This is a genomic window from Thioprofundum lithotrophicum (assembly GCF_055387065.1).
In genome coordinates this window covers 2,313,264-2,339,290 of the sequence record NZ_AP042379.1, presented here as the reverse complement: position 1 = coordinate 2,339,290, position 26,027 = coordinate 2,313,264, and the positions used below count along the sequence as shown (strand labels likewise).

The following is a 26,027-nucleotide window of genomic DNA, read 5'->3' as shown; positions in this document are numbered from 1 at the left end:
AGCGAGGAACGAGCAGGGTTTTTGCCGACCAAGTGAATTTGCCTTGCTATGCTACTGTTCTTAATTTCCAGACAAGATATAGAGACCATATCAACCACACCATGGCAAGTAGCCACCAAACTGGAAGCGACTTTTTCTTAATTTGCGAATGAACCCTTGCCATCTTCTCATCCATCTCTTTTGATGTGATGTTTCTTCCTTGTTTTCCAAGAGCGAGAAAAATAAACCCAGCCATCGAAACTGCATATAAGATAGGAACAACCACTGATAGAAAGCTAGGCTCTACGTTTTCCCAATCTATATCTCGCAAAGCAATAATCGGAATGGTAATGGCCACAACCCCAATAATGGTTGCTGCAAATTTTCCATTAACTTGATGATTTAGCGACTTCCGTATCTTTTTCATTTTAAGCATAACGCCATCATCAGGGGCTTTCAAAGCTGGCGGGGCTTTTGTGGTTTTTTTGCAAAAGCCGCGACAGGTTTGAAAGTCCCCTGGATGAGTTTGTTATGTGCTTTTTGAACAGTATATTGGAGCTGATTTAGCATTCTCATATTCTTCTTCTGATAAAAATGGCCATGTATTTGGGTCACCGTGACTGTTGAAATGATTATCTAGCACTTTTGTAAGGTAGCCCAAAGAGAGTAGCCAAGTAATGGGGCGAGTAATTCTGTAGTAAAGCGGCCATTTAGGCCACTTGTACTCAATATCGCTTTTTAAAAAAACAATGGCTCTTTTAATAATATCCATTTGTTCATTAGACAAAGTCCATTTACCTTCCATTTTATGCTCTTGTAAGTCATCATATATAAGCCAAATATTTTTCCTGATCTCAATTATACCGATGTCTTTTGTATTAATATCATATGCAACGTCATCATATTCAAAATTTGTATTGAATCCTTCTACGAAGTGCCTGACTTCTTCTGCTAATTTATTTCTTGATTCTCTGTCGATCATTTTTATTGCACATAACGTTTGGGCTCAGGGGCGACGGCGCGCTAGCGCCGACGTCCCTTGGAGCCCATTGTTAGGCTATTGCCTGGAAAATGGATAAAGCAATATATAATTACTATTTGATATAGCTACCTGTAACGTATCGTTGGTAGAGACATTATCAAGCAACCCAGCTAATCCAGTATATGAGCCATTCAGGCTACCACAAGAGGTTATAGAAGTAGTCATGCTGTACAGGTTGTGCGTTGTATCCAATAACCCAATAGTTCCGGATATAACACATCCAGCAGAGTCCTGACCAAAAAATGCCCCATCATTTTGCACGGTTACAGTGAGACTATAAGAACCACTTGTGTAGTTCCAACTACCAGCAACCAGCAACAATGACGATGCGCGATTGTAAATACTATTAAAGGTGAGCGACATTGTTCCACTCGTTCCATAAGATGTATTAAAAGAAACTGATATCGATCCTTGCTCTGTCACGGTTCCCGAAATTGTTGCGGTAGCATATGGGCCGCCATTAATTTGATATGCTGTTACGTTACCCGAGATACTATTACCACTTACGGTATAACTTCCGTCATAAATTGCACCGGCTGACTCACTTATTGCAATAATTCTTCCATTATAGAGTAGGCCGCTAACATCAAATGTTCCTACTCCAATTTCTGTAAACGTCCCTTCCCATAGCCCATTCGCCGATATAGTAGTTGTTCCTCCACCTCCTGTTGTCCCCCCATCTCCGCTGCCACCTCCACCACAAGCAGCCAATGCAATAAGCACAATCATGCCGAATATAATGTTTATCATATTTGTTCTGGATTTCATGATTTCCTCCCGATTTCACGCTCTCCTATTCTCGAGTCTAACGACATAGCTCAGCGGCAGGCAAAAGTGGCGCGTATTTTTGCTTTGCAAAAATCGCGACGCTTTTGCCTGTCAGCTGGAGCGGCTTGTTGGGCGGTATCAAAGATGAAACTTGACATCATATTCGCCTGCCACATCTACAACTTTTGCGACATCTGGTGGGCCTGGCGGTATTTCACGATCGAGCGCCGAGAACATTGGAATGGCTTTGCTATTGGATGATGTTATTTCAATCATCTCACCACCCCCTTCACCGAAGCTAAATGCATGTACAGTGCCAGCAGGCACATTGACAAGAGTGCCCTCGTGACAGCTGGTCGTTTGACCATTACAGGTAAACTGAACACTGCCTTTTGTCACATAAAATGACTCATCCCAAGGATGGCTATGAGGAGGTGGACCTGCACCTTCAACACCAGACTGAAGGGTAATCTTTTGCGCTTTTGAATCAGTGAGTACAGTAACGCTTACTCCAATAACATTAAGTGCCGTATTTCTATCGCTTGGCGTAATGACCTTTTCTTTCTGACTCATAATGCATTTCTCCATTTTGGAATATCTCGATTGATTTATTAGCCCAGCATCGTATTAGATTGATGGTAGAAAACCAGGATAGGCAGAATTCGGCCTAATTTGACATTTGTGTCCTAGGCAGAATTGGTTGGGCGGGTTTTCGCCTTCCAGGGCTTTTCCTCATTGACTTTTCAAGCGTAGACCGCGCCCTGCCCTCTTTCAACCACTTCCGATACGCCTTTTTATGTACCCCAATACGAAAACGGCCGGGCAAAGCCCGGCCGTTTCCTCGCCACTTGGCCCTCGTCCCTCGGCCCTAATCAAAGGGATGCCGCAGCACGATGGTTTCGTTGCGTTCGGGGCCGGTGGAGATGATGTCGATGGGGATGCCGACGATTTCCTCGATGCGCTTGAGGTAGGCGCGGGCGTTGGCGGGGAGGGCGTCGTATTCGCGGACGCCGACGGTGGATTCCTTCCAGCCGGGCATGTCTTCGTAGACGGGTTCGACGGCTTCGAAGCCTTCGGCGCCGACGGGGGGATCGTTGCGAATTTCGTCATCGACCTTGTAACCGACGCAGATGCGGATGGTGTCGAGGCCATCGAGGACGTCGAGCTTGGTGATGCACAGGCCGGAGACGCTGTTGATGAGCACGGAGCGGCGCAGGGCCACGGCGTCGAACCAGCCGCAGCGGCGAGGGCGACCGGTGGTGGAGCCGAATTCGTGGCCGGCGCGGGCCAGGTGTTCGCCCACTTCGTCGAGCAGGCTGTCGCCATCGTACAGTTCGGTGGGGAACGGGCCGGAACCGACGCGGGTGGTGTAGGCCTTGGTGATGCCGAGCACGTAGTCGAAGTGGCGCGGGCCCATGCCGGTGCCGGTGGCGGCGCCGCCCGCGGTGGTGTTGCTGGAGGTGACGAAGGGGTAGGTGCCGTGGTCGATGTCCAGCAGCGCGCCCTGGGCGCCTTCGAACATGATGTTGCGTCCGGCTTCGCGGTGCTCGTGCAGTAGAGCGGTGACGTCGGCCACCAGGGGCTCGAGTTCCTCGCGCATCGCCAGGGTTTCGTCCAGCACCTTGTGGAAATCGACCGGATCGGTCTTGAAATAGTGCTGCAGGGCGAAGTTGTGATAGTCGAGCACTTCGCCGAGCTTGGCGGCGAAGCGTTCCCGGTGGAACAGATCGCCGAGGCGCAGGCCGCGGCGGGAGACCTTGTCTTCGTAGGCCGGGCCGATGCCGCGGCCGGTGGTGCCGATGGCCTTCTTGCCGCGGGCCTTCTCCCGGGCATGATCCAGAGCCACGTGGTAAGGCAGGATCAGCGGGCAGGCTTCGCTGATCCGCAGGCGTTCGCGGGCCGGCACGCCGTTTTCCTCGAGCATGCGCAGTTCCTTGATCAGGGCATCCGGGGCCAACACCACGCCGTTGCCGATCAGGCACTGGACGTGCTCGCGCAGCACGCCCGAGGGGATGAGGTGCAGTACGGTCTTTTCTTCGCCGATAACCAGGGTGTGGCCGGCGTTGTGTCCGCCCTGGAAGCGGGCCACGGCGCTGGCCCGATCGGTGAGCAGATCGACGATCTTGCCCTTTCCTTCGTCTCCCCACTGGGTTCCGATGACGACGACATTCTTGCCCATGCTGGACTCCTGAACCATTGTGTTACCTGTAATGAAACCGGACCGTTTTCCGGGCGTTGCAAGCGTTCTTGCGGCGGGAGGTCGGTTGATGGCACTTTCGCCGGCTCCGCTGCTCTTGAGCCGGCCTACATCCGGTCACATCCGGCCCGAAGCGGCGCCGTTTGTGTCAGAACGATTTTGCAACGTGCGGATTTACTCAAGCGGCGCGACCTCCCATTTGCCGTTGCGTTCGACCAGACGGCGATCGCAGCCCAGCTCGTCCGGCTCGCCGGCCTGCCCCGGCAGTTCGCGGATCACGCGCTCGCCCCGCTTGCGCAGTTCGGCGATGACTTCGTCGCTGGCGCCGGCAGGCGCGAAGATGGCGGCCGGGGCTTCGGCCGGCAGGTTGCCGACGGCGGCGAGGGTGCGCAGATCGGTGCTGAAGCCGGTAGCCGGTCGCGCCTGGCCGAAAACCTGGCCGATGCCGTCGTAACGGCCGCCGAGGGCGATGGCCTGGCCCCGGCCCGGGGTGTAGGCAGCGAACACCAGGCCGGTGTGATAGTGGTAGCCGCGCAGCTCGGCCAGATCGAAATGGAGGGTGACGGCGGGGATCTGCTCGGCCACCCGGCGGGCCACCTGATCAAGGGTGTCGATGGCGCCGAACACGGCTTCGGGCGCGCCGGCCAGGGCGTCGCGGGCGGTGGCCAGCACCTCGACGCTGCCGTGGAGATCGGCCAGGGCCAACAGGCGTTTGGCATGTTCCGCGGGAAGCGCCCATTCGGCGAGCAGCTCGTGGATCTCCGGCCTGGCCTTGCGTTGCAGGGCATCGAACAGTTCGCTTTCCCGTTCGCTGTCGAGGCCGGCGTCGGCCACCAAGGCCCGGTAAATGCCCACGTGGCCGAGATCGAGATAGACCGGCGCCACCCCGGCCAGGGCCAGGGTTTCGGCCATCAGGCGCAGGATTTCCAGATCGCTCTCGATGCCGGCATGGCCGTACAGCTCCGCGCCCACCTGCAGCAGGCTGCGGGCGCCGGCGAAACCGTCGGGCCGGGTGTGCAGCACGGTGCCGAGATAGCAAAGCCGGGTGGGCGCGGCGGTGCGCAGGTGGTGGGCGTCGATGCGCGCCACCTGCGGGGTCATGTCGGCACGGATGCCGAGGGTACGGCCGCTGATCTGATCGACCAGCTTGAAGGTTTGCAGATCCAGATCGTGGCCGCTGCCCACCAGCAGGGATTCGAGGTAGTCCACCAGCGGGGGGATGACCAAGTCATAACCCCAGCGATCGAAATGATCCAGCAGGCAGCGGCTGAGCTGTTCCAGTTGCCGGGCCGGGGCGGGCAGGATTTCCTCGATGCCGTCGGGCAGGAGCCAGCGTGGAGACGTGGTCATGGCGGTTCAGCCGGTCAGTGCGTGAGAAGATAGACGAGCAGCGCCCCGCTGATCATGCTGGCCAGGCCGATGCGCCGTACGGTGCGATCGTCCATCTCCAGGAGCATGCGCAGGGTGCGCTTGTAACCGCCGGGGTTGAGGGTAGGCATCAGGCCTTCGAGCACCAGCATCAGGCCGAAGGCCAGCAACAGCGTGTGCCACATGATCCTCCTCCCGCTGGCGTGGGCCTGTTAGCGCCCCGCCTCCCGGCTGCCGAAATAGGAGAAGAAGTCCGAATCGGGCTCGAGCACCAGCACGTCGCCCTGCCCGCCCAACGCGCTGCGGTAGGCCTGCAGGCTGCGGTAGAAGGAGAAGAACTCCGGATCCTGCTTGTAGGCCTTCGCGTAGATCTCGGCGGCCCTGGCGTCACCCTCGCCGCGCACGGTCTGGGCCTGCTTGTAGGCTTCGGCCAGCAGCACGGTGCGCTCCTTGTCGGCCCGGGCACGGATCTTTTCGGCCTCCTCGGCGCCGCGGGAGCGGAAGTCCTTGGCCACCCGCAGACGCTCGGCTTCCATGCGCCGGTAGACCGATTCGCTGATGGTTTCGCTGAAGTCGATGCGCTTGACCCGCACGTCCACCACGGCGATGCCGAACTTGCCGAGCTGGCGGTTGGCCTCTTCGGTCATGGTATTCATGATCTCGCTGCGCTCGCCGGAGATCACTTCCTGGATGCTGCGCTTGCCGAACTCGCTGCGCAGGCCGTCGTTGATGGTGGCGTAGATCCGCTCCATGGCCTTGCGCTCGGAGCCGGACATGGCCTTGTAGTAGGTGACCACGTCATGGATCCGCCACTTGACGAAGAAGTCCACGTTGACGTTCTTCTTTTCCTTGGTCAGGTAGTTGGCGGGCCGGGCATCCAGGGTGAGGATGCGCTTGTCGAACTTGCGCACGTTGTTGATCAGCGGCACCTTGAAGTGCAGGCCCGGTTCATAGTCGGCACGCACGATCTTGCCGAGGCGGAACTTGATGGCCAGCTCGCGCTCGTCCACGGTGAAGATGGAGGACAGGCCAAGCACCAGGACCACGACCAGGCCAACGAGGATCAGAATCTGACGGGAATTCATCAGCGTACCTCCCGGGTGCGGAGCCGGTCACGCAGGCGGGTGCCGGGCGAGCCGGCGGTGGAATCGGGGCCGGGGGCCACCTGCATGGCATCGAGGGGCGTCTCGTTCAGGGCGCGGCCCTTGCGGGCCCCTTCGAGCTTGTCAATGGGCAGGTAGATCAGGTTGTTGCCCTGTTTCACGTCCACCAGGATCTTGCCGGTCTTGCCGAGCACCTCTTCCATGGTTTCCAGGTACAGGCGCTCGCGGGTGACCTTGGGTGCCTTGCGGTACTGGCTCAGGATCTGGCTGAAGCGGCGGGTTTCCCCCTGGGCGATGGAGACCACCTCGGCGCGGTAGGCTTCGGCCTCCTGCACCATGCGGGCGGCGCGGCCGCGGGCCTTGGGCAGCACGTCGTTGGCGTAGGCCTGGGCTTCGTTGACCTGGCGCACCCGGTCCTCGCGGGCCTTGGTGGCGTCGTCGAAGGCGGCCTTCACCTGCTGGGGCGGCTGGGCGTCCTGCATGTTGAGCTTGATGACGGTGATCCCGGTCTTGTAGCCGTCGAGGATCTGCTGAATCAGGCGCTGGGCATCGGCGGCCACCTGGGTGCGGCCTTCGGTGATGATGAAGTCGAGGGTGTTCTTGCCCACGATCTCGCGCACGGCGCTTTCGGTGGCCTGGCGCAGGGTGAGATCGGGATCGCGCACGTCGAAGAGGTACTCACGCGCGTCGTTGATGTTGTACTGCACGGTGAACTTGATGTCGATGATGTTCTCGTCCTGGGTGAGCATCAGCGCCTCGTCGGGTACCCGGCCGAGATTGACGCTGCGCACCTGGTTCATGTCGACGATTTCCACCGACTGGATGAAGCGCGGATACCAGTGGGGACCGGGGCCGGCAATGCCCTTGAAGGCACCGAACTGCAGGATCACGCCCTGCATCCCTTCCTTGACGATGTAGATGCCGGACAGGGCCCACACCACCAGCAGCCCGGCCAGGATGATGCTCAGGCTCATGCCGCCACCGCCGGAGCCGCCGGCACGGCCGCCGCGTCCGCCGCCGCCGAACAGGCCGCCGAACTTCTGCTGCAGTTTCTTCAGCACTTCGTCGAGATCGGGCGGACCCTGCTCGTCGTTGCGCCGGCCCCAGGGATCCTTGTCCCCCGAGCCACCAGGTTCGTTCCAGGCCATTGACGGTCTCCGTGGATGATAATCGGGCGATGACGGCCGATTGTTGGTGTAGGCGTTTCGGCCGAATGTGCGATTCTATGGGGCTTCGCCGGCGGCCGCAAGGCGCGGCGCCCTGTCATCGGACCCCAGAAAGCGGGAAATGTTCTCGTGGCGATCGAGACTTTGCCAGTCCATCTGCCGCATGGCGACGGTCATGTGCCAGCCGCCGTCGTCGGCCGGCGTCTCGTCGTTGACCACGCCCATCTGGTGCAGGCGGGCATGCAGGCGCCCGGCGGCGGGCGGCAGGTGCAGGGTGTGGCGGCGCATGTCGGCATTGAGCCGCGCGTCGATGGCCCCCAGCAGTTCGTGGATGCCTTCGCCGGTGATGGCCGACACCCAGACCCGCACCGGCCGGCCCTCGGCATCCCGCTCCACCCGGGGTTCGGCGCCGGGCAGGCGGTCGATCTTGTTGTAGACCGTCAGCACCGGCCGTTCCCCGGCGCCGATCTCCTCGAGCACCTGTTGCACCTGTTCGATGTTGCCCTGGCGGCGCTCGTCGGAGGCGTCCACCACGTGCAGCAGCAGATCCGCGTCGCGGGTTTCCTGCAACGTGGAGCGGAAGGCCGCCACCAGATCATGGGGCAGGTGGCGGATGAAGCCCACCGTGTCAGCCAGGATCATGGGATAGCCGGTGGGCAGTTCCACCCGACGCAGGGTGGGATCGAGGGTGGCGAAAAGCTGATCGGCGGCATGCACCCCGGCCGCGGTGAGGCGGTTGAACAGGGTGGACTTGCCGGCGTTGGTGTAGCCCACCAGGGAGACGGTGGGCAGCTCGGCGCGGCGCCTTGCCCGCCGGCCCTGCTCGCGCTGGCGGCCCACCTTCTCCAGCCGCCGCCGCAGCTGGCGGATGCGATCGCCGATCAGACGGCGGTCGGTTTCGAGCTGGGTTTCGCCCGGCCCCCGCAGGCCGATGCCGCCCTTCTGGCGCTCGAGGTGGGTCCAGCCCCGCACCAGGCGGGTGGACAGGTGGCGGAGCTGGGCCAGCTCCACCTGCAGCTTGCCTTCGTGGGTGCGGGCCCGCTGGGCGAAGATGTCGAGGATGAGGCCGGTGCGGTCGAGCACCTGGCACTGGAACAACTTCTCGAGGTTGCGTTCCTGCACCGGGGTGAGGGCGTGGTTGAACAGGACGATGTCGGCACCCGCCTCGCGCACCGCCGCGCCGATCTCTTTGGCCTTGCCGGTGCCGACGAAATAGCGGGGATGCGGGGCGCTGCGGGTCCCGGTGACGGTGGCCACCGGCTCGGCACCGGCGGAGACCACCAGATCGCGGAATTCCTGCAGGGATTCGCGGTCCGCCTCGGCGGGGAGATCGACATGGACGAGGACGGCGCGCTCGCCGCCCTGGGGACGCTCAAACAACCGGCACCACCCTCACTTCCATCACGCGTGCCGGGCGGTCAGACATTACCCTTGTGCTCGTCGGCCATGGGCAGCTTGACGTTCCGGGCCGGGACGACGGTGGAAATGGCATGTTTGTAGACCATCTGGCTCACCGTGTTGCGCAGCAGCACGACGAACTGGTCGAAGGATTCGATCTGGCCCTGCAGCTTGATGCCGTTGACCAGAAAGATGGACACGGGTACGCGCTCCTTGCGCAGGGCATTGAGAAACGGATCCTGCAAGGATTGTCCTTTACTCATAATTATTGTCTCCGCGTTTTATATTGTTTTGTCACGTCGGCTTTGTTCACCATCCTGCAGCTAGTGTAACTGATGCGGGGGCAAAGCAAAATCGGAAGATGGTCAGACTTTCACCACACTTTTCGTGGATCTTGTACTCAGGATATGGCCTTTTCCGCCATTTTCAAGACGCGCGGCAGCCGATCCGCCGCCAGGCTGTCGAACCAGGCCACTTGCGTCTCGGAGCGCAGCCAGGTGAACTGGCGCTTGGCGAGCTGGCGGGTGGCGATGATGCCCCGTTCGACCATCGCCTCCCGGTCGAGTTCACCGGCCAGGTACTGCCACACCTGCCGGTAGCCCACCGCGCGGATCGCAGGCAGCCCCGGATGCAGATCGCCGCGCCGGAAGAGCCCTTCCACTTCCTCCACCAGCCCCGCCTCGAGCATCTGCCGGAAGCGTCGGGAGATGCGTTCGTGGAGCACGCTGCGCTCGGCTGGCGCCACCGCCAGCTTGACGAAGCGGTACGGCAGCGCCTCGCCGGCCGGCGCCGCCTGCAGCTCGCTCAGCGGGCGGCCGGTCAGTTCATGCACCTCGAGGGCGCGCTGGATGCGCTGGGGATCGTTGGGATGGATGCGGGCCGCCGCCGCCGGATCCACTTGCGCGAGCCGCGCATGGAGGGCCGGCCAGCCCCGCTCGGCCGCTTCCTGCTCGAGCCGGGCGCGCACCGCCGGATCGGCCGACGGCAGGGCCGACAGCCCCCCGAACAGGGCCCGGAAATAGAGCATGGTGCCGCCCACCAGCAACGGCACCCGCCCAGCGGCGTGGATGGCGCGGATTTCGCGCAGGGCGTCCTCGCGGAAACGGGCCGCCGAATAGGGCTCGGCGGGATCGAGGATGTCCACCAGCCGGTGCGGCGCCTGCGCCAGGATCGCCGGCGCCGGCTTGGCCGAGCCGATGTCCATGCCCCGGTAGACCATCACCGAATCGACGCTGACGATGTCCACCGGCAGGGCCTCGTGCAGGGCCACGGCCAGATCGGTCTTGCCCGAGGCGGTGGGGCCCATCAGGCACAACACGGGCAGGGGCGTACCGCTCATGGCGCGGTGAAGAGATCCCGCAGATCCCCTTCCTCCAGCCAGCGCACCGCGGCGGCCGGGAAGCCTTCGGCCGCAAGCCAGGCCAGCCACTGTTCGCCCTGCCAGTCGGGCCGCAGGTGGCCGGCGGCGCGTTCCGCCAGCGCGGCGCGGGGCTCGGCGCCGGCGGCAAGGTCGGCCAGCCATCCCGGCAACAGGGCCGGCACGTCCACCGGCTCGAGCGCCAGCGGGCTCTGGCGCAGCAGCAGGGTTTCGGGGCCGGCCTCGCTCACGTCGAAACCGAGCGCGGCGAGGGCCTCGGCCCACGCCGGCAGGCCGGCCACCAGCGCGGCGGGAACCGGCACCGGCGCCGGGATCAGCCACGGCCGGCCCGGCACCTCGCCCTGCGCCGGCAGCGCCCGGACCCGCTCGCCGACCAGCCGGCCCAAATCCGCCACGCCGACCTTTTCCTCGTGTAGAAACAGCAGATAGCGCCCGATCCGGCGCGCGCCCTCCTCCACCGTTTGGCCCGGCGACGACGGCGCATAGGCCGGCACCGGGCGCTCGGCGATCCGCGGCGGCGCCGACGGACGGCGCGGCGGTGGCGTGACCGGGCTGGCCGGGCCGGTGGCCGGACGGTGCCAGTCGAGGGGTTGCGGCGCATAGGCCGGCGCCGGCGTCTGATCCGCCGGCGCCTCCGCGGCCAGCGTCCGCTCCAGGCAGTGCACCAGAAAGTCGTGCACCAGGCGGGTCTGGCGGAAGCGCACCTCCTGCTTGGCCGGATGCACGTTCACGTCCACCTCGGCCGGGTCCAGTTCGAGGAACAGCAGCCAGGCCGGATGCCGGCCGTCGGGCAGCCAGGCGGCATGGGCCTGGCGCAGGGCGTGGGTGAGCACCCGATCGCGGATGGTCCGGCCGTTGACGTAGACGTACTGGATGTCGGCCTGGGCCCGGGCGTGCCTGGCCGGCAGCAGCCAGCCGTGCAGGCGCAGATCGCCGCGGCGGAAGTCGAGCTGCAGGGCGTGCTCGGCGAAGGCCTTGCCGCACAGACGGGCCAGGCGCCGGCGCCGGGCCGCCTCGTCGGTCGCCGGCGGCAGTTCGAAGACGGTGCGGCGGTTGTGACGCAGGCGGAAGCCGATGTCGAAACGGCCCAGGGCCAGGCGCCGCACCACCTCCTCGCAATGGCGGTACTCGGTACGCTCGGCGCGCAGGAACCGGCGCCGTGCCGGGGTGTTGTGGAACAGATCCGCCACGCTCACGCTGGTGCCCGGCGGGTGGGCGGCCGGTTCCGGCTCGCCTGGCGCCTCGCCGGGCAGGCTGGCGAGGCGCCAGGCCTGCTCGGCCCCCCGCAGCCGCGACACCAGCTCCACCCGCGCCACCGAGGCGATGCTGGCCAGCGCCTCGCCGCGAAAGCCCATGCTGCGGATGGCCGCCAGATCCTCGGGCCGGGCGATCTTGGACGTGGCATGGGATTGCAGGGCCAGGGCCAGTTCCTCGCGGGGAATGCCGAAGCCGTCGTCCTGCACCTGGATGCGGCGCATCCCGCCCTGCTCCAGGGTCACGGTGAGGGTGCGGGCATCGGCGTCCAGGCTGTTCTCGAGCAGCTCCTTGACGATGGAGGCCGGCCGCTCCACCACCTCGCCGGCGGCGATCTGGTTGGCGAGATAGTCGGGCAGGCGGCGGATCGCCGGACGCCCGGCGATGGGGTCGGGGACGGGCATGGCCCGTAGCTTAACAATTCCCGGGGAGGCGTGGGTAGCGGGGGCGAACGACGGCCGCGCTGCGGCGCGAGCGCGGCTGCAAAGACCGCAATCATCCGGCGCCTTGGTGCAATATCCGGGCTAAAAGTGTTCCGAATCCTCGGACACTTTAAACTGGAGCAACAAGAACCAGGCACGCCCTCAAGGGGGGCAGATCGTTTCGTGACACGCTGTGAATACATCCTTGTAAGCTCTACGGCCGCAGTCGCTTCGGGCATCCTGCCCTCTCGCGACACTTGTGCGTCCTGCACATCGTCCCTGCGGCCGAAGGTCACGAAACGATCTGCCCCCCTTGAGGGCTTCATGCTTGTCACTGAGTGTAGGGGGATTCGGAACAGCTATTTAATGGCATCAACTGTAGGGGATGCGGATCACGTCGCCCGGCTTGATGCGGTCGGAGCGCAGGCCGTTGTGGCGGCGCAGGGCGTTGACGCTGACCCGGTAGCGGGCGGCGATGCCGGAGAGGGTCTCGCCACGGCTGATGACGTGCCGGCGCGGGGCCTGGGCCAGGCGGGTGCCGGGCGGCGGGTTGGCGCGGAAATAGCGACGAATGCCGTTCATGAGGGCCCGCGCCAGGGCCTGCTGGTGGCGCGGACTGCGCAGCTTGCGCTCCTCTTCGGGATTGGAGATGAAGGCGGTCTCCACCAGGATGGAGGGAATGTTGGTGGACTTGAGCACCCGGAAGCCGGCCTGTTCCACCCGCCGCTTGTGCAGATGATTCACCTTGCCGAGATCCGTGAGGATCGTCTGGGCCACCTCGTGGCTGTCTTCGAGGGTGGAGTTCTTGACCATGTCCACCAGCACCATCTTGAGCAGATCGTCCTTGTCGTCGAGGCTCACGCCGCCGATGAGGTCGGCGCGGTTCTCGCTTTCGGCCAGGAAGGCGGCCATGGCCGAGGTGGCGCCGCGGTTGGAGAGCACGAACACCGAGGAGCCCCGGGCGCGGCGGTTGCGGAAGGCGTCGGCATGGATGGAAACGAACAGATCGGCGCGCGCCCGGCTGGCCTTCTCCACCCGCTTGCGCAGGCCCACGTAGTAGTCGCCGCTGCGGATCAGCACCGGCTTCATGCCCGGTTCCTTGCGCACCAGTTCCGCCAGGCGCCGGGCGATGGCCAGCACCACGTCCTTCTCGCGGGTGCCGCGCGGGCCGATAGCGCCCGGATCCTCGCCGCCGTGGCCGGCGTCGATGGCGATGATCACGTCGCGGGAGCGCGGCCGCTGATGGGGCACGGGGCGGGGCTTCGGCCTGCCCGTGGCCTCGAGCGGATACAGATCGATGACCAGGCGGTGGCCGTAGCTGCCCTGGGGACGCAGCACGAAGCTCTTGGGGCGCACCGGCTGGCGCAGATCGAGCACGAAGCGCAACACCCGGTCCTGGCGGCGGGCATAGCGGATCTGGCGCACGTAGGACTTGTCGAACGCGAGGGCGGGGAGCTTGCCGGCGGGATAGCGGGCCTGCTTGAGGTCGATGACCAGGCGATCGGGGACCCGCAGGGTGAAGATGGTGTGTTCCACCGGGGCGCTGAGGTCGAACACCAGCCGCGTGTTGTCGGGCGCGGGCCACATGCGCACGCCCTTCACCGCCACGTCGGCCACTGCCGGCAGGGCCAGGCCCGCCAGCAGCACGATGCCGCCGATGTTCCGCAACCATGCCTTCATGGCATCCCCCACGGTGGTTGGTGGTGTTTCCTTCAATTGTGCACGAGGTTACGGAAAATTCAAGCGATTTTCCATATAACTTAGGGGGATAGGGGATCTTCTTGAGAAAAATGTTGAAATGTTGCCCCCCTCACCCCGTCCCTCGGCTCTGGCTCCTGCTCCGCTCTACCTCCTGCATCCCTGCAGTCGTCTCCCCCGCAAAGCGGGGAGAGGGTGCCCTTCGATTCGGTTTCGGGGCAGCGTCAGGCCGGGAGAGAACGCTCGAGCTGTCGCGCCACGACGAGGCCCCGTTCGCCGTGGCCGAGCACCCGCACGGTGCGGCCGGGGGGGCGGTGGCTGAGGAAGATTTCGAGATCGGGCGCCGGGAGAAAGCCAGTCCCCCGCTCCGGCCATTCCACCAGGCAGGTTTCGCTGCCACCGAGCAGGTCGCGGGCGCCGAGGTATTCCAGCTCTTCGGGATCGGCGAGGCGGTAGAGATCGAAGTGATGCACCGGTGACTTCTCCGCGAGGGGGTAGGTTTCCACCAGGGTGTAGGTGGGGCTGCGCACGGGACCGTTGTGACCGAGGGCGCGCAACAGTCCGCGCACCAGGGTGGTCTTGCCGGCGCCGAGATCACCGTGCAGCCAGATCCGCAGGCCCGGCGGGATGATCCGGGCCAGCTCGGCGCCGAAGGCCAGGGTGGCCGCCTCGTCGGGCAGATAACGCTCCATCAGTTGCCCTCTTCGTTGGCCAGGCGGCGCAGGGGCGCCATCATGTCGCCGGCCACCAGGCCCCGCTCGCCGATGCCGCGCACCGCCAGATCGCCCGCCTCGGCATGCAGGCAGACGCCGAGCGCCGCGGCCCGGGGCAGGGGCAGGCCCTGCGCGGCCAGGGCGGCGATCACCCCGGTGAGCACGTCGCCCATGCCGGCCGTGGCCATGCCCGGGTTGCCGGCGGTGCAGACGCCGGGCAGCGCCTCCGGCGGCTGAACGATGGTGCCGGCGCCCTTGAGCACCACGGTGGCGGAGAAGCGCTCGGACAGCTCGCGCGCGGCGGCGAAGCGGTCGGCCATCACGCTGGCGGTGTCGGTGTCGAGCAGCCGCGCCGCCTCGCCCGGATGGGGCGTGAGCACCCAGTCGGGCCGTTGCAGGGGAATGTGGGCCAGCAGGTTCAGGGCGTCGGCGTCGATCACCACCGGCAGATTGCGGGCCACGGCGATGGCGATCATCTCCCGCGCCCAGTCGTCCTGCCCGAGGCCGGGGCCCACGGCGATCACCGTGGCCCGGGCCGAGAGCTGCTTCAGCGCCTCGGCCGACTCGATGCCGTGGCTCATCAGTTCCGGGCGGCAGGCGCTGATCAGGGGGGCGTGATCCCGGCGGGTGGCGATGCTCACCAGCCCCGCTCCCGTGCGCAGGGCCGCCTCCCCGGCGAGGCGCACCGCGCCGCTCATGCCCTGGTTGCCGCCCACCAGCAGCACGTGCCCGAATTCGCCCTTGTGGGCGGAACGGGGGCGGGGTTTCAGCGCCCGGCGCAGTTCCCCGCTCACCAGACGGCGGGCCGCCGGCGGGACCTGGGCGTAGAGTTCTTCCGGCAGCTTGAGATCGTCGAAACGAATGTGGCCGCAGTAGTCGGGACCGCGGGCGGTGAGCATGCCCGGCTTGAGGCCGATGAAGGTGATGGTCTCGGCGGCGCGGATGGCGAGGCCATGGGGCATGCCGGTATCGGCATCCAGGCCGGAGGGAATGTCGAGCGCCAGGATCGGCGCCCCGCTGGCATTGGCCGCCTCGATGGCGCCGCGGAAGGGCTCGCGCACCTCGCCGCCGAGCCCGGTGCCGAGCAGGGCGTCCACCAGCACGTCGGCGCCCTCCAGCGGCTGGCCGCTCCACTGCCGGGGCGTGACGTCCACGCCCATCAGCCGCTGGCGGGCCGCCAGGGCATCGCCGCGGATGCGTTCGGCGTCGCCGACCTGATAGACATCCACTTCCAGCCCCCGTTCGTGGGCCAGGCGGGCCAGCACGAAACCGTCGCCCCCGTTGTTGCCGACGCCGCACAGCACCACCACGCGCCGGGCCGCCGGCCAGGCTTCGCGCAGGGCGTCGAAAGCCGCCTCGCCGGCGCGCTCCATGAGGATGTTGCCGGAGATGCCGTGGGTTTCGATGGCCAGGCGATCCAGTTCCCGGCACTGTTCGGCGCGATAAAGGTTCACGGGCAGCGAAGACATGCCGCTATCATAGTCCCTATGCAACCCGGACAAAACCAGCAGGCCAAGGCCCTCACGATCGACGATGCGGCGGATCTCGTCAGCCGGATCCGGCAGTGGGCGGCCGAGCTGGGCTTTGCCGCCGTGGGCGTCTGCGATGCGGATCTCGCCGAGGACGAGCCGCGTCTGCTGGCCTGGCTCGAGGCGGGCATGGCCGGCGAGATGGAATGGATGCAGCGCCACGGCACGCTGCGCAGCCGGCCCGCGGAACTGGTGCCGGGCACCCGCCGGATCATCAGCGTGCGCATGGACTACCTGCCCCCCGATGCCGCCGACGCCTGGGCGGTGCTGGGCGATTCCCGCCTCGGCTACGTGTCGCGCTATGCGCTGGGGCGGGACTATCACAAGCTGATGCGCAAGCGGCTGCAACGGCTGGCCGAACGCCTCGCCGAGGCCGTCGGCCCCTTCGGTTACCGGGTCTTCGTGGACAGCGCGCCGGTGCTGGAGAAGGCCATCGCCCGCCGCGCGGGGCTCGGCTGGGTGGGCAAGCATTCCAACCTGCTCGCCCGGGAAGCCGGTTCATGGTTCTTCCTGGGCGAGATCTACACGGATCTGGATCTGCCGGTGGATGCGCCGCAAAACGAACATTGTGGCGACTGCACCGCCTGCATCGACGACTGTCCCACCGGCGCCATCGTCGGCCCGCGCCAAGTGGACGCGCGGCGCTGCATCTCCTATCTGACCATCGAACATCCGGGTGCCATTCCCGAGCCGTTGCGCCCTCTGATGGGCAACCGGATCTACGGCTGCGACGACTGCCAGCTCGTGTGCCCCTGGAACCGCTTCGCCCGGCCGGCGGCTCTGGCCGACTTCGCGCCCCGCCACGGCCTGGATGCCCCGGCGCTCGTCGATCTGTTTGGCTGGTCCGAGCGCCAGTTCCTCGACCGCCTGGCCGGCTCGCCCATCCGCCGCATCGGCCATGAGCGCTGGCTGCGCAACCTCGCGGTGGCCCTGGGCAACGGCCCGGCCTCCCCGGAAGCCGTCGCTGCGCTGGCGGCCCGCCGCGATCACCCCTCGGCGCTGGTGCGCGAACACGTGGGCTGGGCGCTGGCGCGGCTGGGGAGAAAGAGGCAAGGCGAATGAGTGCCTGGGGCGTGGTCACCACGCTTTGATACCGCCCGTAATAGGCCCCCGTAGGCCGGCTCAAGCGCAGCGGAGCCGGCAAACTCGTATCATGTCGCCATGCAGGCTCCGCTGCGCTTGAGCCGGCCTACGCTCTTTCTGGCGGAGTAACGGCAGACGCGGTCTGGCCCAGGGTGAAGAAGAAGATGGCGCCCAGGCCCGGTTCGGCGTCGGCCCAGATCCGGCCGCCGTGGCGCTGCACGATGCGCGACACCGTGGCCAGGCCGATGCCGGTGCCCGGAAACTCGTCCTGGTGGTGCAGGCGCTGGAAGGCGTGAAACAGCTTGTCGGCGTAGGTCATGTCGAAGCCTTCGCCATTGTCGCGGATCCAGTAGACGGTCTCGCCTGCTTCCGTTTCGGCGCCCAGGGCGATTTCGGCCGCCTCGCGCCGCGAGGTGTACTTCCAGGCATTGGCCAGCAGGTTCTCCAGGGCGATGCGCAGCAGCCGCGCATCGCCGCTGGCCGGCAGGCTTTCCGGCAGCCGCAGCGTGACCTGCCGCGCGGGCTCGCCGGCCTGCAACTCGTCGAAGATGCGCCGCGCCAGCGGCACCAGATCCAGCGGTTCGACCTGCAGGGCCTGGCGCGAGATGCGCGACAGGCGCAGCAGATCGTCGATCAGCTGGCCCATGCGTTCGGCCGCGGCACGGATCCGTTGCAGGTATTGCCGCCCCTCCTCGTCCAGCTTTTCCCCGTGATCCTCCAGCAGGGCCTGGCTGAAGCCGTCCATGGCCCGCAGCGGAGCGCGCAGATCGTGGGAGACGCTGTGACAGAAGGATTCCAGCTCCCGGTTGCTGTGCTGCAGGGCCTGGGTGCGCTCGGCCACCGTGGCCTGCAGGCGCTGCTCCTCATCCCGCAGCTCGCTCACCAGACGGGTGATGCGCCGCGCCAGGGCATCGAAGGCCCGGGCCAGGGCGCCCACCTCGTCGTTCCGCTGCAGCAGGGCCGGGGCCAGTTTCAGGTTCAGCGCATCGAGGGAGAGGTGTTCGACCTGTTCGGCCAACCGCCCCAGCGGATGCAGATGGCGGCGCACGATCAGCAGGGTGGCCAGGAGCATGAACAGCAGCGCAACGGCCAGCATCCCCACCAGCTTGTCGAAGGCCAGGCTGGAGAAGAAGGCTACACGGCCGGGATAGTACGCCACATGGGCGTTGGCCAGGTGCCGCTCGCCCAGCCAGACCGGGTGCACGGCCTCGAAGACCGGCTCGCCCCGGGCATCGCGGCGCAGGCGGGTCAGGGGCCGCGGCAGGGCGCCCAGGGCCTCGGCGTAACGGCCCACCTGGTCGAGATCCGTATGACTGAGGATCTGGCCGTTGGCCCGATCCAGATAGACCCAGGCCATGTCGTCGGTGAGCATCACCGAGTGCACCCAGCGATCCAGCAGCTCGTAGTCACGGGCGGCCAGGGCATCCACGCCGGCTTCGGCCAGCACCCGGGCGCTGGCCACGGCCAGGCGGTGGCGTTCCTGCTCGAAGCGCTGCCGGCTTTCGTCGAGGAGCAGATAGCCCATGCCCAGCATGGCGAGGGTGAGCACCACGGTCAGGCTCCAGGCCAGGCGCGCGAACAGGCTGCGGGGAACGAGGCTCATTCGAGTCCGCTTTCCCGCAGCAGCCGCCGGGTGATGGCCTCGATGGCCGGATCGTAGGGCACAAAGCGCCGGATCTTCATGCCGCGCATCCGGTCGAGCACCTGCCGGCCCGCCGCCGTCTGCGCCATGTTCAGCACCGCTTCGCGGAAACGGGCCACGCGGGCCGGGTCGAGATCGGCGCGGGCGGCGATGAGATTCTCGGGGTAGGCCTCGGTGTGGCCGATGATCTTCAGTTCACCCGTATTCAGCTTGCGCTGCATGAGCCGGAAGTTCACGCCGCACATGGTGCCCGCCTCCACGTCGCCGAGCAGGACCTGATGAATGGAATTGGCGAGATTGCGGGTGAAGACCGGCTGCACGTCCTGCCCGGTGGCCAGGCCGTTGCGGGCCAGATAGGCCCGGGGCGCCAGGTAGCCGCCGGCGCCCAGCGGGCTGACGAAGGCGATGGCGCGGCCCTTGAGATCGGCGGGACTGCCAATGCCCGAATCGCGGCGCACGAAGATCTCGCTGCGGCTGGTCACTTTGCCGTCGAGGTTCTCCATCTGCGCCACGCCCTGCGCCCGGCCGGCCTGTTTGAGACGGTAGAAGACGTAGGAGTTGACGTAGAAGAAATCCACCTCGCCGGCTTCGACGGCCCGGGCCAGCTTGCCGAAACCGCGCGGCACCACCAGCACCACAGGCTGATGCAGCACCCGGGCAAGATGATCGGCGAACGGCTGCCAGTTGCGATGGATGCGCGCCGGGGGCGCGATGGACAGAATGCCGAGACGAATGGCCGCCGCCGGCGCATCGGCCGCCAGCGTGGCCACCGGAAACGGCAGCAGGAACGACAGAAACAGCAGGCGCAGGTAACGCCTGCGCTGGCATCGTGACCGCATGACACACCTCCGGGCCGGTAACCGGCCAGGACGAGGTTGTTGTTGTGCCTTCCCTGCCTTTTGTTTGACAGTAGTATGGGTGAGGGGGGCGGATTTGCCTATCTGCCTTTGGTCAGGGCGGGCGCGGCGGCGCCGAAAAAACCCGATCCCTGGTACTCACCCTCAGATCGCGCAACCGATGTCCGAATAGCGGCTGACCCGGTTGCGGCCGTCGGCCTTGCTGCGGTAGAGGGCCGCGTCGGCCTGCTGCACCAGGGTTTCGAGCACCTGCCCGGCATCGCTGCCGGCGGGGAAGGTCAGGCTGGCCACCCCGAAACTGGCGGTGAGCCGGAAGGGCCGTTCGCCGCCGTCGCAGTCCAGATCGGCGATCTTCTGCCGCAGCCGTTCGGCAAAGGTGGTGGCGCCCTTCACGCCCGTTTCGGGCAACAGCATGATGAACTCCTCGCCGCCGAAGCGGGCCAGGATGTCGGCCTCGCGTTTCTCTGCGAGCAGCAGTTTGGCCATGCGCTTGAGCACCCGATCGCCGGTGGCATGGCCGTAGGTGTCGTTGATCTGCTTGAAGCGGTCGATGTCGATCATCAGGATCGACATGGGGGTTTCGTAGCGAATGGCGGCCGCCACCAGGTTGCGGGCCTCGGGGAAGAAGAAGCGGCGGTTGTGCAGGGCGGTCAGATCGTCGATGACCGACAGTTCCTCGTAGCGCCGTTTGAGTTCCTTGGCTTCGGAGAGGGCGTCGTGCAACTGTTCGGTGCGCGCCTTCACCAGCGCATCCATCTGCTGCAGCAGGCGGTTGTTGAGGATCGACTGGGCGAGAAAGTTGCAATAGATGACCAGGCTGCGCTCATGAGACGGAGTGAAGAAGTCGCTGTCGGGCGCCCAGGCGCACAGGGCGCCGAGGGGATTGTCGCCGCTGGCCAGCGGCAGGGCGATGGCCGAGCCTTCCGTAGCCGGAAGGCCCGGCGTCTCGCGCCGGTAGCACACCGCGCGCCGGGCCAGCGCCTCCGCGGCCAGTTCGGAGAGGCGGGGCATCACGGCCTCGTCCGGCAACGGTGCGCCGGCCTGCCAGCCCCGGCTGGCCCGCGCCTCGAGCGCTTCGTCTTCGCGCAGGAAGATCACCGCATGATCGAGTTCGTGGTTGTCGAGCAGGATGCGCAGCGAGGTGTCCAGCAGCGCCTGCTCGTCCACGTGGCGCGGCTCGAGGGTGGACAGCTCGCGCAGGGCCGACATGGAGCCGATCAGGCGGATCAGCCGGTTGTTGATCTCCTGGAAGGCGGCGACGAACGGCTGGGTATCCATGGTTCTCTGTCCGCTCAGTGGGCCAGTACATGCACCATGGATTCCAGCGCCGCTTCCTTGCGCTGCAGGCTCTCCAGGCAGCCGCGAATGCGCACCTCGTCGATGCCGAGGGAGCGCAGCGGCGCGAAGACTTCCTCGCCCTCATCCCCATCGGGCGCTTCGCCCTCACGCAGGTGATGCACCACCCCCGTGACGCCGTGCAGCAGACGCACCAGCGGCTGGTAGTCGCCTTCGTAATCGGCCTCGTGCGCATGGCCGATCACGGCCACCACCTGCTCGGGGATCTGCCAGTGGCGGGCCAGCAGTACGCCCACCTCGTACTGATTGGTGCCGATGGCCTGCTGCATGCGGCGGGCGAAATCGGCCTCGCCGCTGGCCGCCTCGCACACGTCATCGGTGGCTTCGGGATAGAGAAAGGCCAGCGGTAGCATGCCGAAGTTGTGCAGCATGCCGGCCAGATAGGCATCGTCGGAGGTGGGCCGGGGAGTGGCCTGCACATGGCCACTGAGCATGCGTGCCAGGGTGGCGGCCAGCACCGCATCGCTCCAGAAATGGTAGAGGTCGAAGCGGTGGGTGCCGGGCTGCTGACCGAAACTGCCGACCAGCGCGATGCTCAGCGCCAGGCTCTTGGTGAGCTGCAGCCCCAGCGACTTGAAAATGGCCTCCTCGACCGAGGTGATGGGTTCCGGATGGCCGAAATAGGCGGAATTGGCCAGGCCGATGATGCGCGCCACGAGGGCCGGCTCCTGGCGGATCAGCGCCGCCAGTTCGCGGATCGTGACGTCCTCGTTGCCAATGGCATCGAGCAGGCTGGCCACCAGGGGGGACGCGGCCGGCAGTTCGGTCAGATCCTGCACGCGAACCCGGAGCTTTTCCACTTCGATTTCCTGCATGGAATGTCGTGTCTCCGTGACGGGGCTAGCCCGGATATTGCACCATGGGCGCCGGATGATTGCGGTCTTTGCAGCCGCGCTCGCGCCGCGCTGGAGCGAAAGGCGTAGCCATCGCTACGGCTTTCGTGAAGCGCAAGCGAGCGCGAGCGACCGTTTCGTCTGGAACGAAACGGGTCGCGCAAAGCGCGCCCGAAGGGGGCAGACCAGGGAAGGTCTGCCACCAAAGCCGCAAGGGCCGGCGCAGAGGGCGGGCAGGAACGAAATGTGTCTGCCGAAACAAGCCGATAATCCTCAATATGCCATTTCTCTTCAATAGCTTGAGTCACCGCCCGCCCTCGACATGGTGCAATATCCGGGCTAGGCCTGTTCGTCGACGATCCGGCCGAGATCCGCATCCCGGGCCTTTTCCACCCGGGCACCGGAAGTCCCGGACGGCGCTTCGGCCGGGTCCGGCGTGGCCACGGCCAGCTGGCTGGAAACGTCGCGCGCGTCGCGCAGTCCTTTTTCGGCGCCGAAGATCGCCTTGTTCAGGATGGAGGATATGCTCATGCATGCCGACTCGAACGGGTTGTATGGGCAGTATCGGCCGGGATGGGCATATCTTTAGTCGGCCATTGATATACTGCCAGGCATGTCGGCCACCGCTCCAGAATCCCTCACCGGCCTGATCCTCGCAGGTGGGCGCGGCCGGCGCATGCAGGGCCGCGACAAGGGCTGGCTGACGCTCGACGGCCTGCCCCTCGTCGAGCACGTGCTGCGCCGGCTGCGCCCGCAGGTACGCACGGTGGCGATCAGCGCCAACCGCAACCTGGACCGCTACCGGGCCCTGGGCCTGCCGGTCTGGCCGGACAGCCTGCCCGATCGGCCCGGCCCGCTGGCCGGCATCCTGACCGCGCTTGAACGCATCGACAGCGAATGGCTGCTGGTGGTGCCCGTGGATTGTCCGGTGCTCCCCGCCGATCTCGGTGCGCGCCTGCTGTCGGCGGCCACCGCCCGCCCGGCGAGCGCGGCCGTGGCCAGCGTGGCCGACCGCATCCAGCCGGCCTTCTGTCTGGTCCATCGCCGCTGCCGGACGGACCTGGCCGACTATCTCGCCCGGGGCGAACGGCGCCTGGGCGCCTGGCTGGCCCGGCAGCCGGCTGTGGTCGTGGATTTCCGCGATCAGCCCGACGCCTTCGACAACCTCAACACTCCCCGGGATCTCTCCCGTTTCCAGGAGCGAATGCAACATGTCCGAGACTGATTTTCCCCTGCCGCTGCTCGGCTTCGCCGCCTACAGCGGGACCGGCAAGACCACCCTCCTGAAGGCACTGATCCCGGCCCTGCGCGAGCGGGGCCTGCGGCCCGCGCTGATCAAGCATTCCCATCACGATTTCGAGATCGACGTGCCAGGCAAGGACAGCTACGCGCTTCGCAAGGCCGGCGCCGACCAGGTGCTGATCGCCTCCCGCCACCGGCGGGCGCTGATCGTCGAAACCCCGGCGCAGACGGCCGATCCGCGGCTCGCGGAACTGGTCCGGCTGATCGATCCGGCGCGCGCCGATCTGGTGCTGGTGGAAGGCTTCCGCCACGAGGCCTTTCCCAAGATCGAGCTGCACCGCCCGGCCCTCGGCAAACCCCTGCTGTTTCCCCAGGATCCCCACATCGTCGCCGTGGCCAGTGACGGGCCGCTGCCGGTGGAGACCCGCCTGCCGGTGCTGGATCTCAACGATACCGACGCCATCGCCGGGTTCGTGCTGGACTTCCTGCGATCCACTCCGCAGGCCCCGATGGTATAGTTTCGCCCCCGTAGGCCGGCCTTCAGGCCGACATCCCCAGTCTCAACAGAACCGAGTCGTCCATGAATAGCGCCATTCCCCCCAGCCCCTGCGGCTGTGACGAACTGCCCCCCGGCACCCTGACCGTGGAACAGGCCCGGGAGCGAATCCTCGCCCTCGTCTCCCCGGTGAGCGAAACCCGCCGCCTGCCGCTTTTCGATGCGCTGGGGCACGTGCTGGCGGAAAACGTCGTCTCCCCGGTGAACGTGCCGCCCCACCGCAACTCGGCCATGGACGGCTATGCCGTGCGCGCCGCCGATCTGCCGGCAGAAGGCACGGCCCGTCTCACGGTGGTCGGCACCGCGTGGGCCGGACGGCCCTGGGCGGGTGAAGTGGCGCCGGAGCAGTGCGTGCGCATCATGACCGGCGCCGAGGTGCCGGCCGGCGCCGACACGGTGATCATGCAGGAACATACGGAAAGGGACGGCGATGCGATCGTCATCGCCAGCGGCCACCGGCCCGGCCAGAACGTGCGCCAGCCGGGCGAGGACATCCGCGCCGGCGACACCGTGCTGGACGCCGGCCAGCGCCTGCGCGCCGCCGAACTGGCCCTGCTCGCCTCGCTCGGCGTGCCCGAGGTCATGGTTCACCGCAAACCGAAGGTGGCCTTCTTCTCCACCGGCGACGAGCTGGTGGCCCCCGGCGGCAGCCTCGGCCCCGGCCAGATCTATGATTCCAACCGCTATGCCATCTTCGGCATGCTGCGGGAACTGGGGGTGGAACTGCTGGATCTGGGCGTGATTCCCGACACCCGCGAAGCCGTGGAACAGGCCTTCCACGACGCCGCCGCGCAGGCCGACGCCATCGTCACCTCCGGCGGCGTCTCCGTGGGCGATGCCGACTACGTGAAGGAAACCCTCGACCGGCTGGGCAAGGTGGACTTCTGGAAGATCGCCATGAAACCGGGCAAGCCGCTGGCCTTCGGCGAGGTGGAAGGGGCCTATTTCTTCGGCCTGCCGGGCAACCCGGTCTCCACCCTGGTGACCTTCTACCAGTTCGCCCGCCCCGCCCTGCGCCGCCTGATGGGCGAGCGCGACATCCCCGCCCCGCTGACGATCCGCGTCCCGGCCGCCGAGCCCCTGAAGAAACGCCCCGGCCGCACCGATTTCCAGCGCGGCATCCTCGCGCGCAACGCCGAAGGCGAACTGGTGGTGCGCAGCGTCGGCCAGCAGGCCTCCCACATCCTCAGCGGCATGAGTCGCGCCAACTGCTTCATCGTCCTCCCCCGCGAAAGCGGCGGCGTGGACGCCGGCACCCTGGTGGACGTGCAGCCCTTCGAGGGGGTTCTGTCATAACGAACCGGCTGCGGCGAAAGGAAACAGCTCCGTAGGCCGGCTCAAGCGCAGCGGAGCCGGCAAAAAATGCGTTATACCCAAACGCCGGCTCCGCTGCGCTTGAGCCGGCCTACATCAACAACAAAGCCCCGACGATCGGAATCGCCGGGGCTTTTTTCTTGGCGCTCGTCACTGTCCCTGGGCCTGCTGCTGTTCCTCGGCCACCTGCTTGCGCACTTCGTCCATGTCCAGGTTCTTCGCCTGCTCGATGAGCTGTTCGAAGGTCTGGGCCGGGAGGGCGCCGGCTTCGGAATAGATGATGATCTGATCACGGAAAATCATCAGCGTGGGGATGGAGCGGATGTTGAACTGGGCCGCGATTTCCTGCTCCTCTTCGGTGTTCACCTTGGCAAAGACGATGTCGGGATACTTCTCCGAAATCTGCTCGTACACGGGAGCGAAGGACTGGCAGGGTCCACACCACGGCGCCCAGAAGTCGATGATGACGAAGGGATTCTCGTTGACGGTGTTTACCAGGTTTTCTTTGGTCAGTTCGATGGTCGCCATGGGGCGTTCTCCTGAAAATGGCTGGGGAATGAAATCGATATGGGGGAAGGTGCGAAAAACACAAGTGCCCGATTATACCGGAATGGAAATGCGGCCGCGCGTTGGAAAAAAGTGCCTGAGATTTCAGAGACCTGACGTCACACGTGGCGCAAGGGCGCCGGTTCGCCGGTGTCCAGCCAGTGGCGGTAATCGGCCAGGATGAGTTCGTGATCGAAGGCCAGCGGCCGCCCCGGGGCACGGGGATCCACGAGCGCCAGGTGGCGGGCATCGTCCGCCGCGCGGGGCTCGCCCACGGCTTCGGCCACGTACACGGCGCTGACCGTATGGCCGCGCGGATCGCGCCGCGGATCCGAATAACAACCCAGCAAGGCGCGCAGGGTCACGTCGAGACAGGTCTCTTCCTTCGCCTCGCGCACCGCCGCCGCTTCCAGCGGCTCGCCCACGTCCACGAAACCGCCGGGCAGCGCCCAGCCGGGCGGTGGATTGCGCCGCTCGATGAGCACGATGGGCCGCCCGGGCCGATCGGCGAGGGCGATGATGATGTCCACCGCCAGCAGCGGGGTACGGGGCGCGGGCATGACACTCTCCTGAAGCCGGAAAA

General features: G+C 65.7%; 27 protein-coding genes. 4 read left to right on the top strand and 23 right to left on the bottom strand.

The window, feature by feature from the left end:
- Positions 1-46: 46 nt before the first annotated feature.
- From ACZ5BH_RS11120 to ACZ5BH_RS11045, 16 genes are all read right to left on the bottom strand, one after another.
- On the bottom strand, positions 47-439 hold the full coding sequence (locus ACZ5BH_RS11120) for a hypothetical protein (protein WP_464889336.1): 393 nt from the start codon (positions 437-439) through the stop codon (positions 47-49).
- A 69-nt stretch (positions 440-508) separates the two neighbouring features.
- Complete coding sequence (locus ACZ5BH_RS11115; RefSeq protein WP_464889335.1) at positions 509-961, bottom strand: hypothetical protein; 453 nt, start codon at positions 959-961, stop codon at positions 509-511.
- A 75-nt stretch (positions 962-1,036) separates the two neighbouring features.
- Entirely contained in the window at positions 1,037-1,789 is a 753-nt protein-coding gene (locus tag ACZ5BH_RS11110; RefSeq protein ID WP_464889334.1) for a hypothetical protein, read from the bottom strand.
- Positions 1,790-1,927: 138 nt separating this feature from the next.
- Positions 1,928-2,362 (bottom strand): cupin domain-containing protein, encoded by a 435-nt coding sequence (locus ACZ5BH_RS11105; RefSeq protein ID WP_464889333.1) that lies wholly within the window; start codon positions 2,360-2,362, stop codon positions 1,928-1,930.
- Positions 2,363-2,657: 295 nt separating this feature from the next.
- Entirely contained in the window at positions 2,658-3,968 is a 1,311-nt protein-coding gene (locus tag ACZ5BH_RS11100) for an adenylosuccinate synthase (protein ID WP_464889332.1), read from the bottom strand.
- A gap of 192 nt (positions 3,969-4,160) precedes the next feature.
- Entirely contained in the window at positions 4,161-5,336 is a 1,176-nt protein-coding gene (locus tag ACZ5BH_RS11095; RefSeq protein WP_464889331.1) for an ATP phosphoribosyltransferase regulatory subunit, read from the bottom strand.
- 14 nt (positions 5,337-5,350) lie between these two features.
- A complete protein-coding gene (locus ACZ5BH_RS11090; RefSeq protein ID WP_464889330.1) occupies positions 5,351-5,539 on the bottom strand; it encodes a DUF2065 domain-containing protein in 189 nt (62 codons plus the stop codon).
- A gap of 27 nt (positions 5,540-5,566) precedes the next feature.
- A complete protein-coding gene (gene hflC / locus ACZ5BH_RS11085) occupies positions 5,567-6,439 on the bottom strand; it encodes a protease modulator HflC (protein WP_464889329.1) in 873 nt (290 codons plus the stop codon).
- Positions 6,439-7,605, bottom strand: coding sequence for an FtsH protease activity modulator HflK (gene hflK, locus ACZ5BH_RS11080; RefSeq protein WP_464889328.1), 1,167 nt, complete (start codon positions 7,603-7,605; stop codon positions 6,439-6,441). The genes hflC and hflK overlap by 1 nt, the downstream gene beginning before the upstream one ends.
- A gap of 75 nt (positions 7,606-7,680) precedes the next feature.
- Positions 7,681-9,003, bottom strand: a complete 1,323-nt coding sequence (gene hflX / locus ACZ5BH_RS11075; RefSeq protein ID WP_464889327.1) for a ribosome rescue GTPase HflX — start codon at positions 9,001-9,003, stop codon at positions 7,681-7,683.
- A gap of 38 nt (positions 9,004-9,041) precedes the next feature.
- Entirely contained in the window at positions 9,042-9,284 is a 243-nt protein-coding gene (hfq, locus tag ACZ5BH_RS11070; protein ID WP_464889326.1) for an RNA chaperone Hfq, read from the bottom strand.
- Between the two features lie 137 nt (positions 9,285-9,421).
- Positions 9,422-10,360 (bottom strand): tRNA (adenosine(37)-N6)-dimethylallyltransferase MiaA, encoded by a 939-nt coding sequence (gene miaA, locus ACZ5BH_RS11065; RefSeq protein WP_464889325.1) that lies wholly within the window; start codon positions 10,358-10,360, stop codon positions 9,422-9,424.
- Complete coding sequence (gene mutL, locus ACZ5BH_RS11060; protein WP_464889324.1) at positions 10,357-12,057, bottom strand: DNA mismatch repair endonuclease MutL; 1,701 nt, start codon at positions 12,055-12,057, stop codon at positions 10,357-10,359. The genes miaA and mutL overlap by 4 nt, the downstream gene beginning before the upstream one ends.
- Before the next feature lie 390 nt (positions 12,058-12,447).
- Positions 12,448-13,755, bottom strand: coding sequence for an N-acetylmuramoyl-L-alanine amidase (locus tag ACZ5BH_RS11055; protein WP_464889323.1), 1,308 nt, complete (start codon positions 13,753-13,755; stop codon positions 12,448-12,450).
- A 242-nt stretch (positions 13,756-13,997) separates the two neighbouring features.
- The gene (tsaE, locus tag ACZ5BH_RS11050; protein ID WP_464889322.1) at positions 13,998-14,465 is read right to left on the bottom strand and encodes a tRNA (adenosine(37)-N6)-threonylcarbamoyltransferase complex ATPase subunit type 1 TsaE; all 468 of its coding nucleotides are present in this window, start codon (positions 14,463-14,465) and stop codon (positions 13,998-14,000) included.
- Positions 14,465-15,955, bottom strand: a complete 1,491-nt coding sequence (locus ACZ5BH_RS11045; RefSeq protein ID WP_464889321.1) for an NAD(P)H-hydrate dehydratase — start codon at positions 15,953-15,955, stop codon at positions 14,465-14,467. The genes tsaE and ACZ5BH_RS11045 overlap by 1 nt, the downstream gene beginning before the upstream one ends.
- A gap of 18 nt (positions 15,956-15,973) precedes the next feature.
- Between ACZ5BH_RS11045 and queG the strand changes: the two genes are divergently transcribed.
- Complete coding sequence (gene queG / locus ACZ5BH_RS11040) at positions 15,974-17,077, top strand: tRNA epoxyqueuosine(34) reductase QueG (RefSeq protein WP_464889320.1); 1,104 nt, start codon at positions 15,974-15,976, stop codon at positions 17,075-17,077.
- Positions 17,078-17,204: 127 nt separating this feature from the next.
- Here the strand turns inward: queG and ACZ5BH_RS11035 are convergent, their stop codons facing one another.
- From ACZ5BH_RS11035 to ACZ5BH_RS11015, 5 genes are all read right to left on the bottom strand, one after another.
- Positions 17,205-18,701, bottom strand: a complete 1,497-nt coding sequence (locus ACZ5BH_RS11035) for a sensor histidine kinase (protein WP_464889319.1) — start codon at positions 18,699-18,701, stop codon at positions 17,205-17,207.
- The gene (locus tag ACZ5BH_RS11030; protein WP_464889318.1) at positions 18,698-19,579 is read right to left on the bottom strand and encodes a phosphate/phosphite/phosphonate ABC transporter substrate-binding protein; all 882 of its coding nucleotides are present in this window, start codon (positions 19,577-19,579) and stop codon (positions 18,698-18,700) included. The genes ACZ5BH_RS11035 and ACZ5BH_RS11030 overlap by 4 nt, the downstream gene beginning before the upstream one ends.
- A gap of 162 nt (positions 19,580-19,741) precedes the next feature.
- On the bottom strand, positions 19,742-20,875 hold the full coding sequence (locus ACZ5BH_RS11025) for a GGDEF domain-containing protein (RefSeq protein WP_464889317.1): 1,134 nt from the start codon (positions 20,873-20,875) through the stop codon (positions 19,742-19,744).
- A gap of 14 nt (positions 20,876-20,889) precedes the next feature.
- On the bottom strand, positions 20,890-21,768 hold the full coding sequence (locus ACZ5BH_RS11020; RefSeq protein ID WP_464889316.1) for an HDOD domain-containing protein: 879 nt from the start codon (positions 21,766-21,768) through the stop codon (positions 20,890-20,892).
- A 357-nt stretch (positions 21,769-22,125) separates the two neighbouring features.
- Entirely contained in the window at positions 22,126-22,317 is a 192-nt protein-coding gene (locus ACZ5BH_RS11015) for a hypothetical protein (RefSeq protein ID WP_464889315.1), read from the bottom strand.
- A gap of 82 nt (positions 22,318-22,399) precedes the next feature.
- Here ACZ5BH_RS11015 and mobA point away from each other — a divergent pair, with 82 nt between their 5' ends.
- The 3 genes from mobA to moeA all read left to right on the top strand — a co-directional run bounded on the left by mobA (position 22,400) and on the right by moeA (position 24,880).
- Complete coding sequence (gene mobA / locus ACZ5BH_RS11010) at positions 22,400-23,011, top strand: molybdenum cofactor guanylyltransferase MobA (RefSeq protein ID WP_464889314.1); 612 nt, start codon at positions 22,400-22,402, stop codon at positions 23,009-23,011.
- Entirely contained in the window at positions 22,998-23,546 is a 549-nt protein-coding gene (mobB, locus tag ACZ5BH_RS11005) for a molybdopterin-guanine dinucleotide biosynthesis protein B (RefSeq protein WP_464889313.1), read from the top strand. The genes mobA and mobB overlap by 14 nt, the downstream gene beginning before the upstream one ends.
- Positions 23,547-23,608: 62 nt before the next feature.
- Positions 23,609-24,880, top strand: coding sequence for a molybdopterin molybdotransferase MoeA (gene moeA / locus ACZ5BH_RS11000; protein WP_464889312.1), 1,272 nt, complete (start codon positions 23,609-23,611; stop codon positions 24,878-24,880).
- A 168-nt stretch (positions 24,881-25,048) separates the two neighbouring features.
- On the opposite strand, the gene trxA is transcribed toward moeA, so the two are convergent.
- The gene (gene trxA / locus ACZ5BH_RS10995) at positions 25,049-25,426 is read right to left on the bottom strand and encodes a thioredoxin (RefSeq protein ID WP_464889311.1); all 378 of its coding nucleotides are present in this window, start codon (positions 25,424-25,426) and stop codon (positions 25,049-25,051) included.
- Positions 25,427-25,563: 137 nt separating this feature from the next.
- The gene (locus ACZ5BH_RS10990; RefSeq protein ID WP_464889310.1) at positions 25,564-26,004 is read right to left on the bottom strand and encodes an NUDIX domain-containing protein; all 441 of its coding nucleotides are present in this window, start codon (positions 26,002-26,004) and stop codon (positions 25,564-25,566) included.
- Positions 26,005-26,027 lie beyond the last annotated feature (23 nt).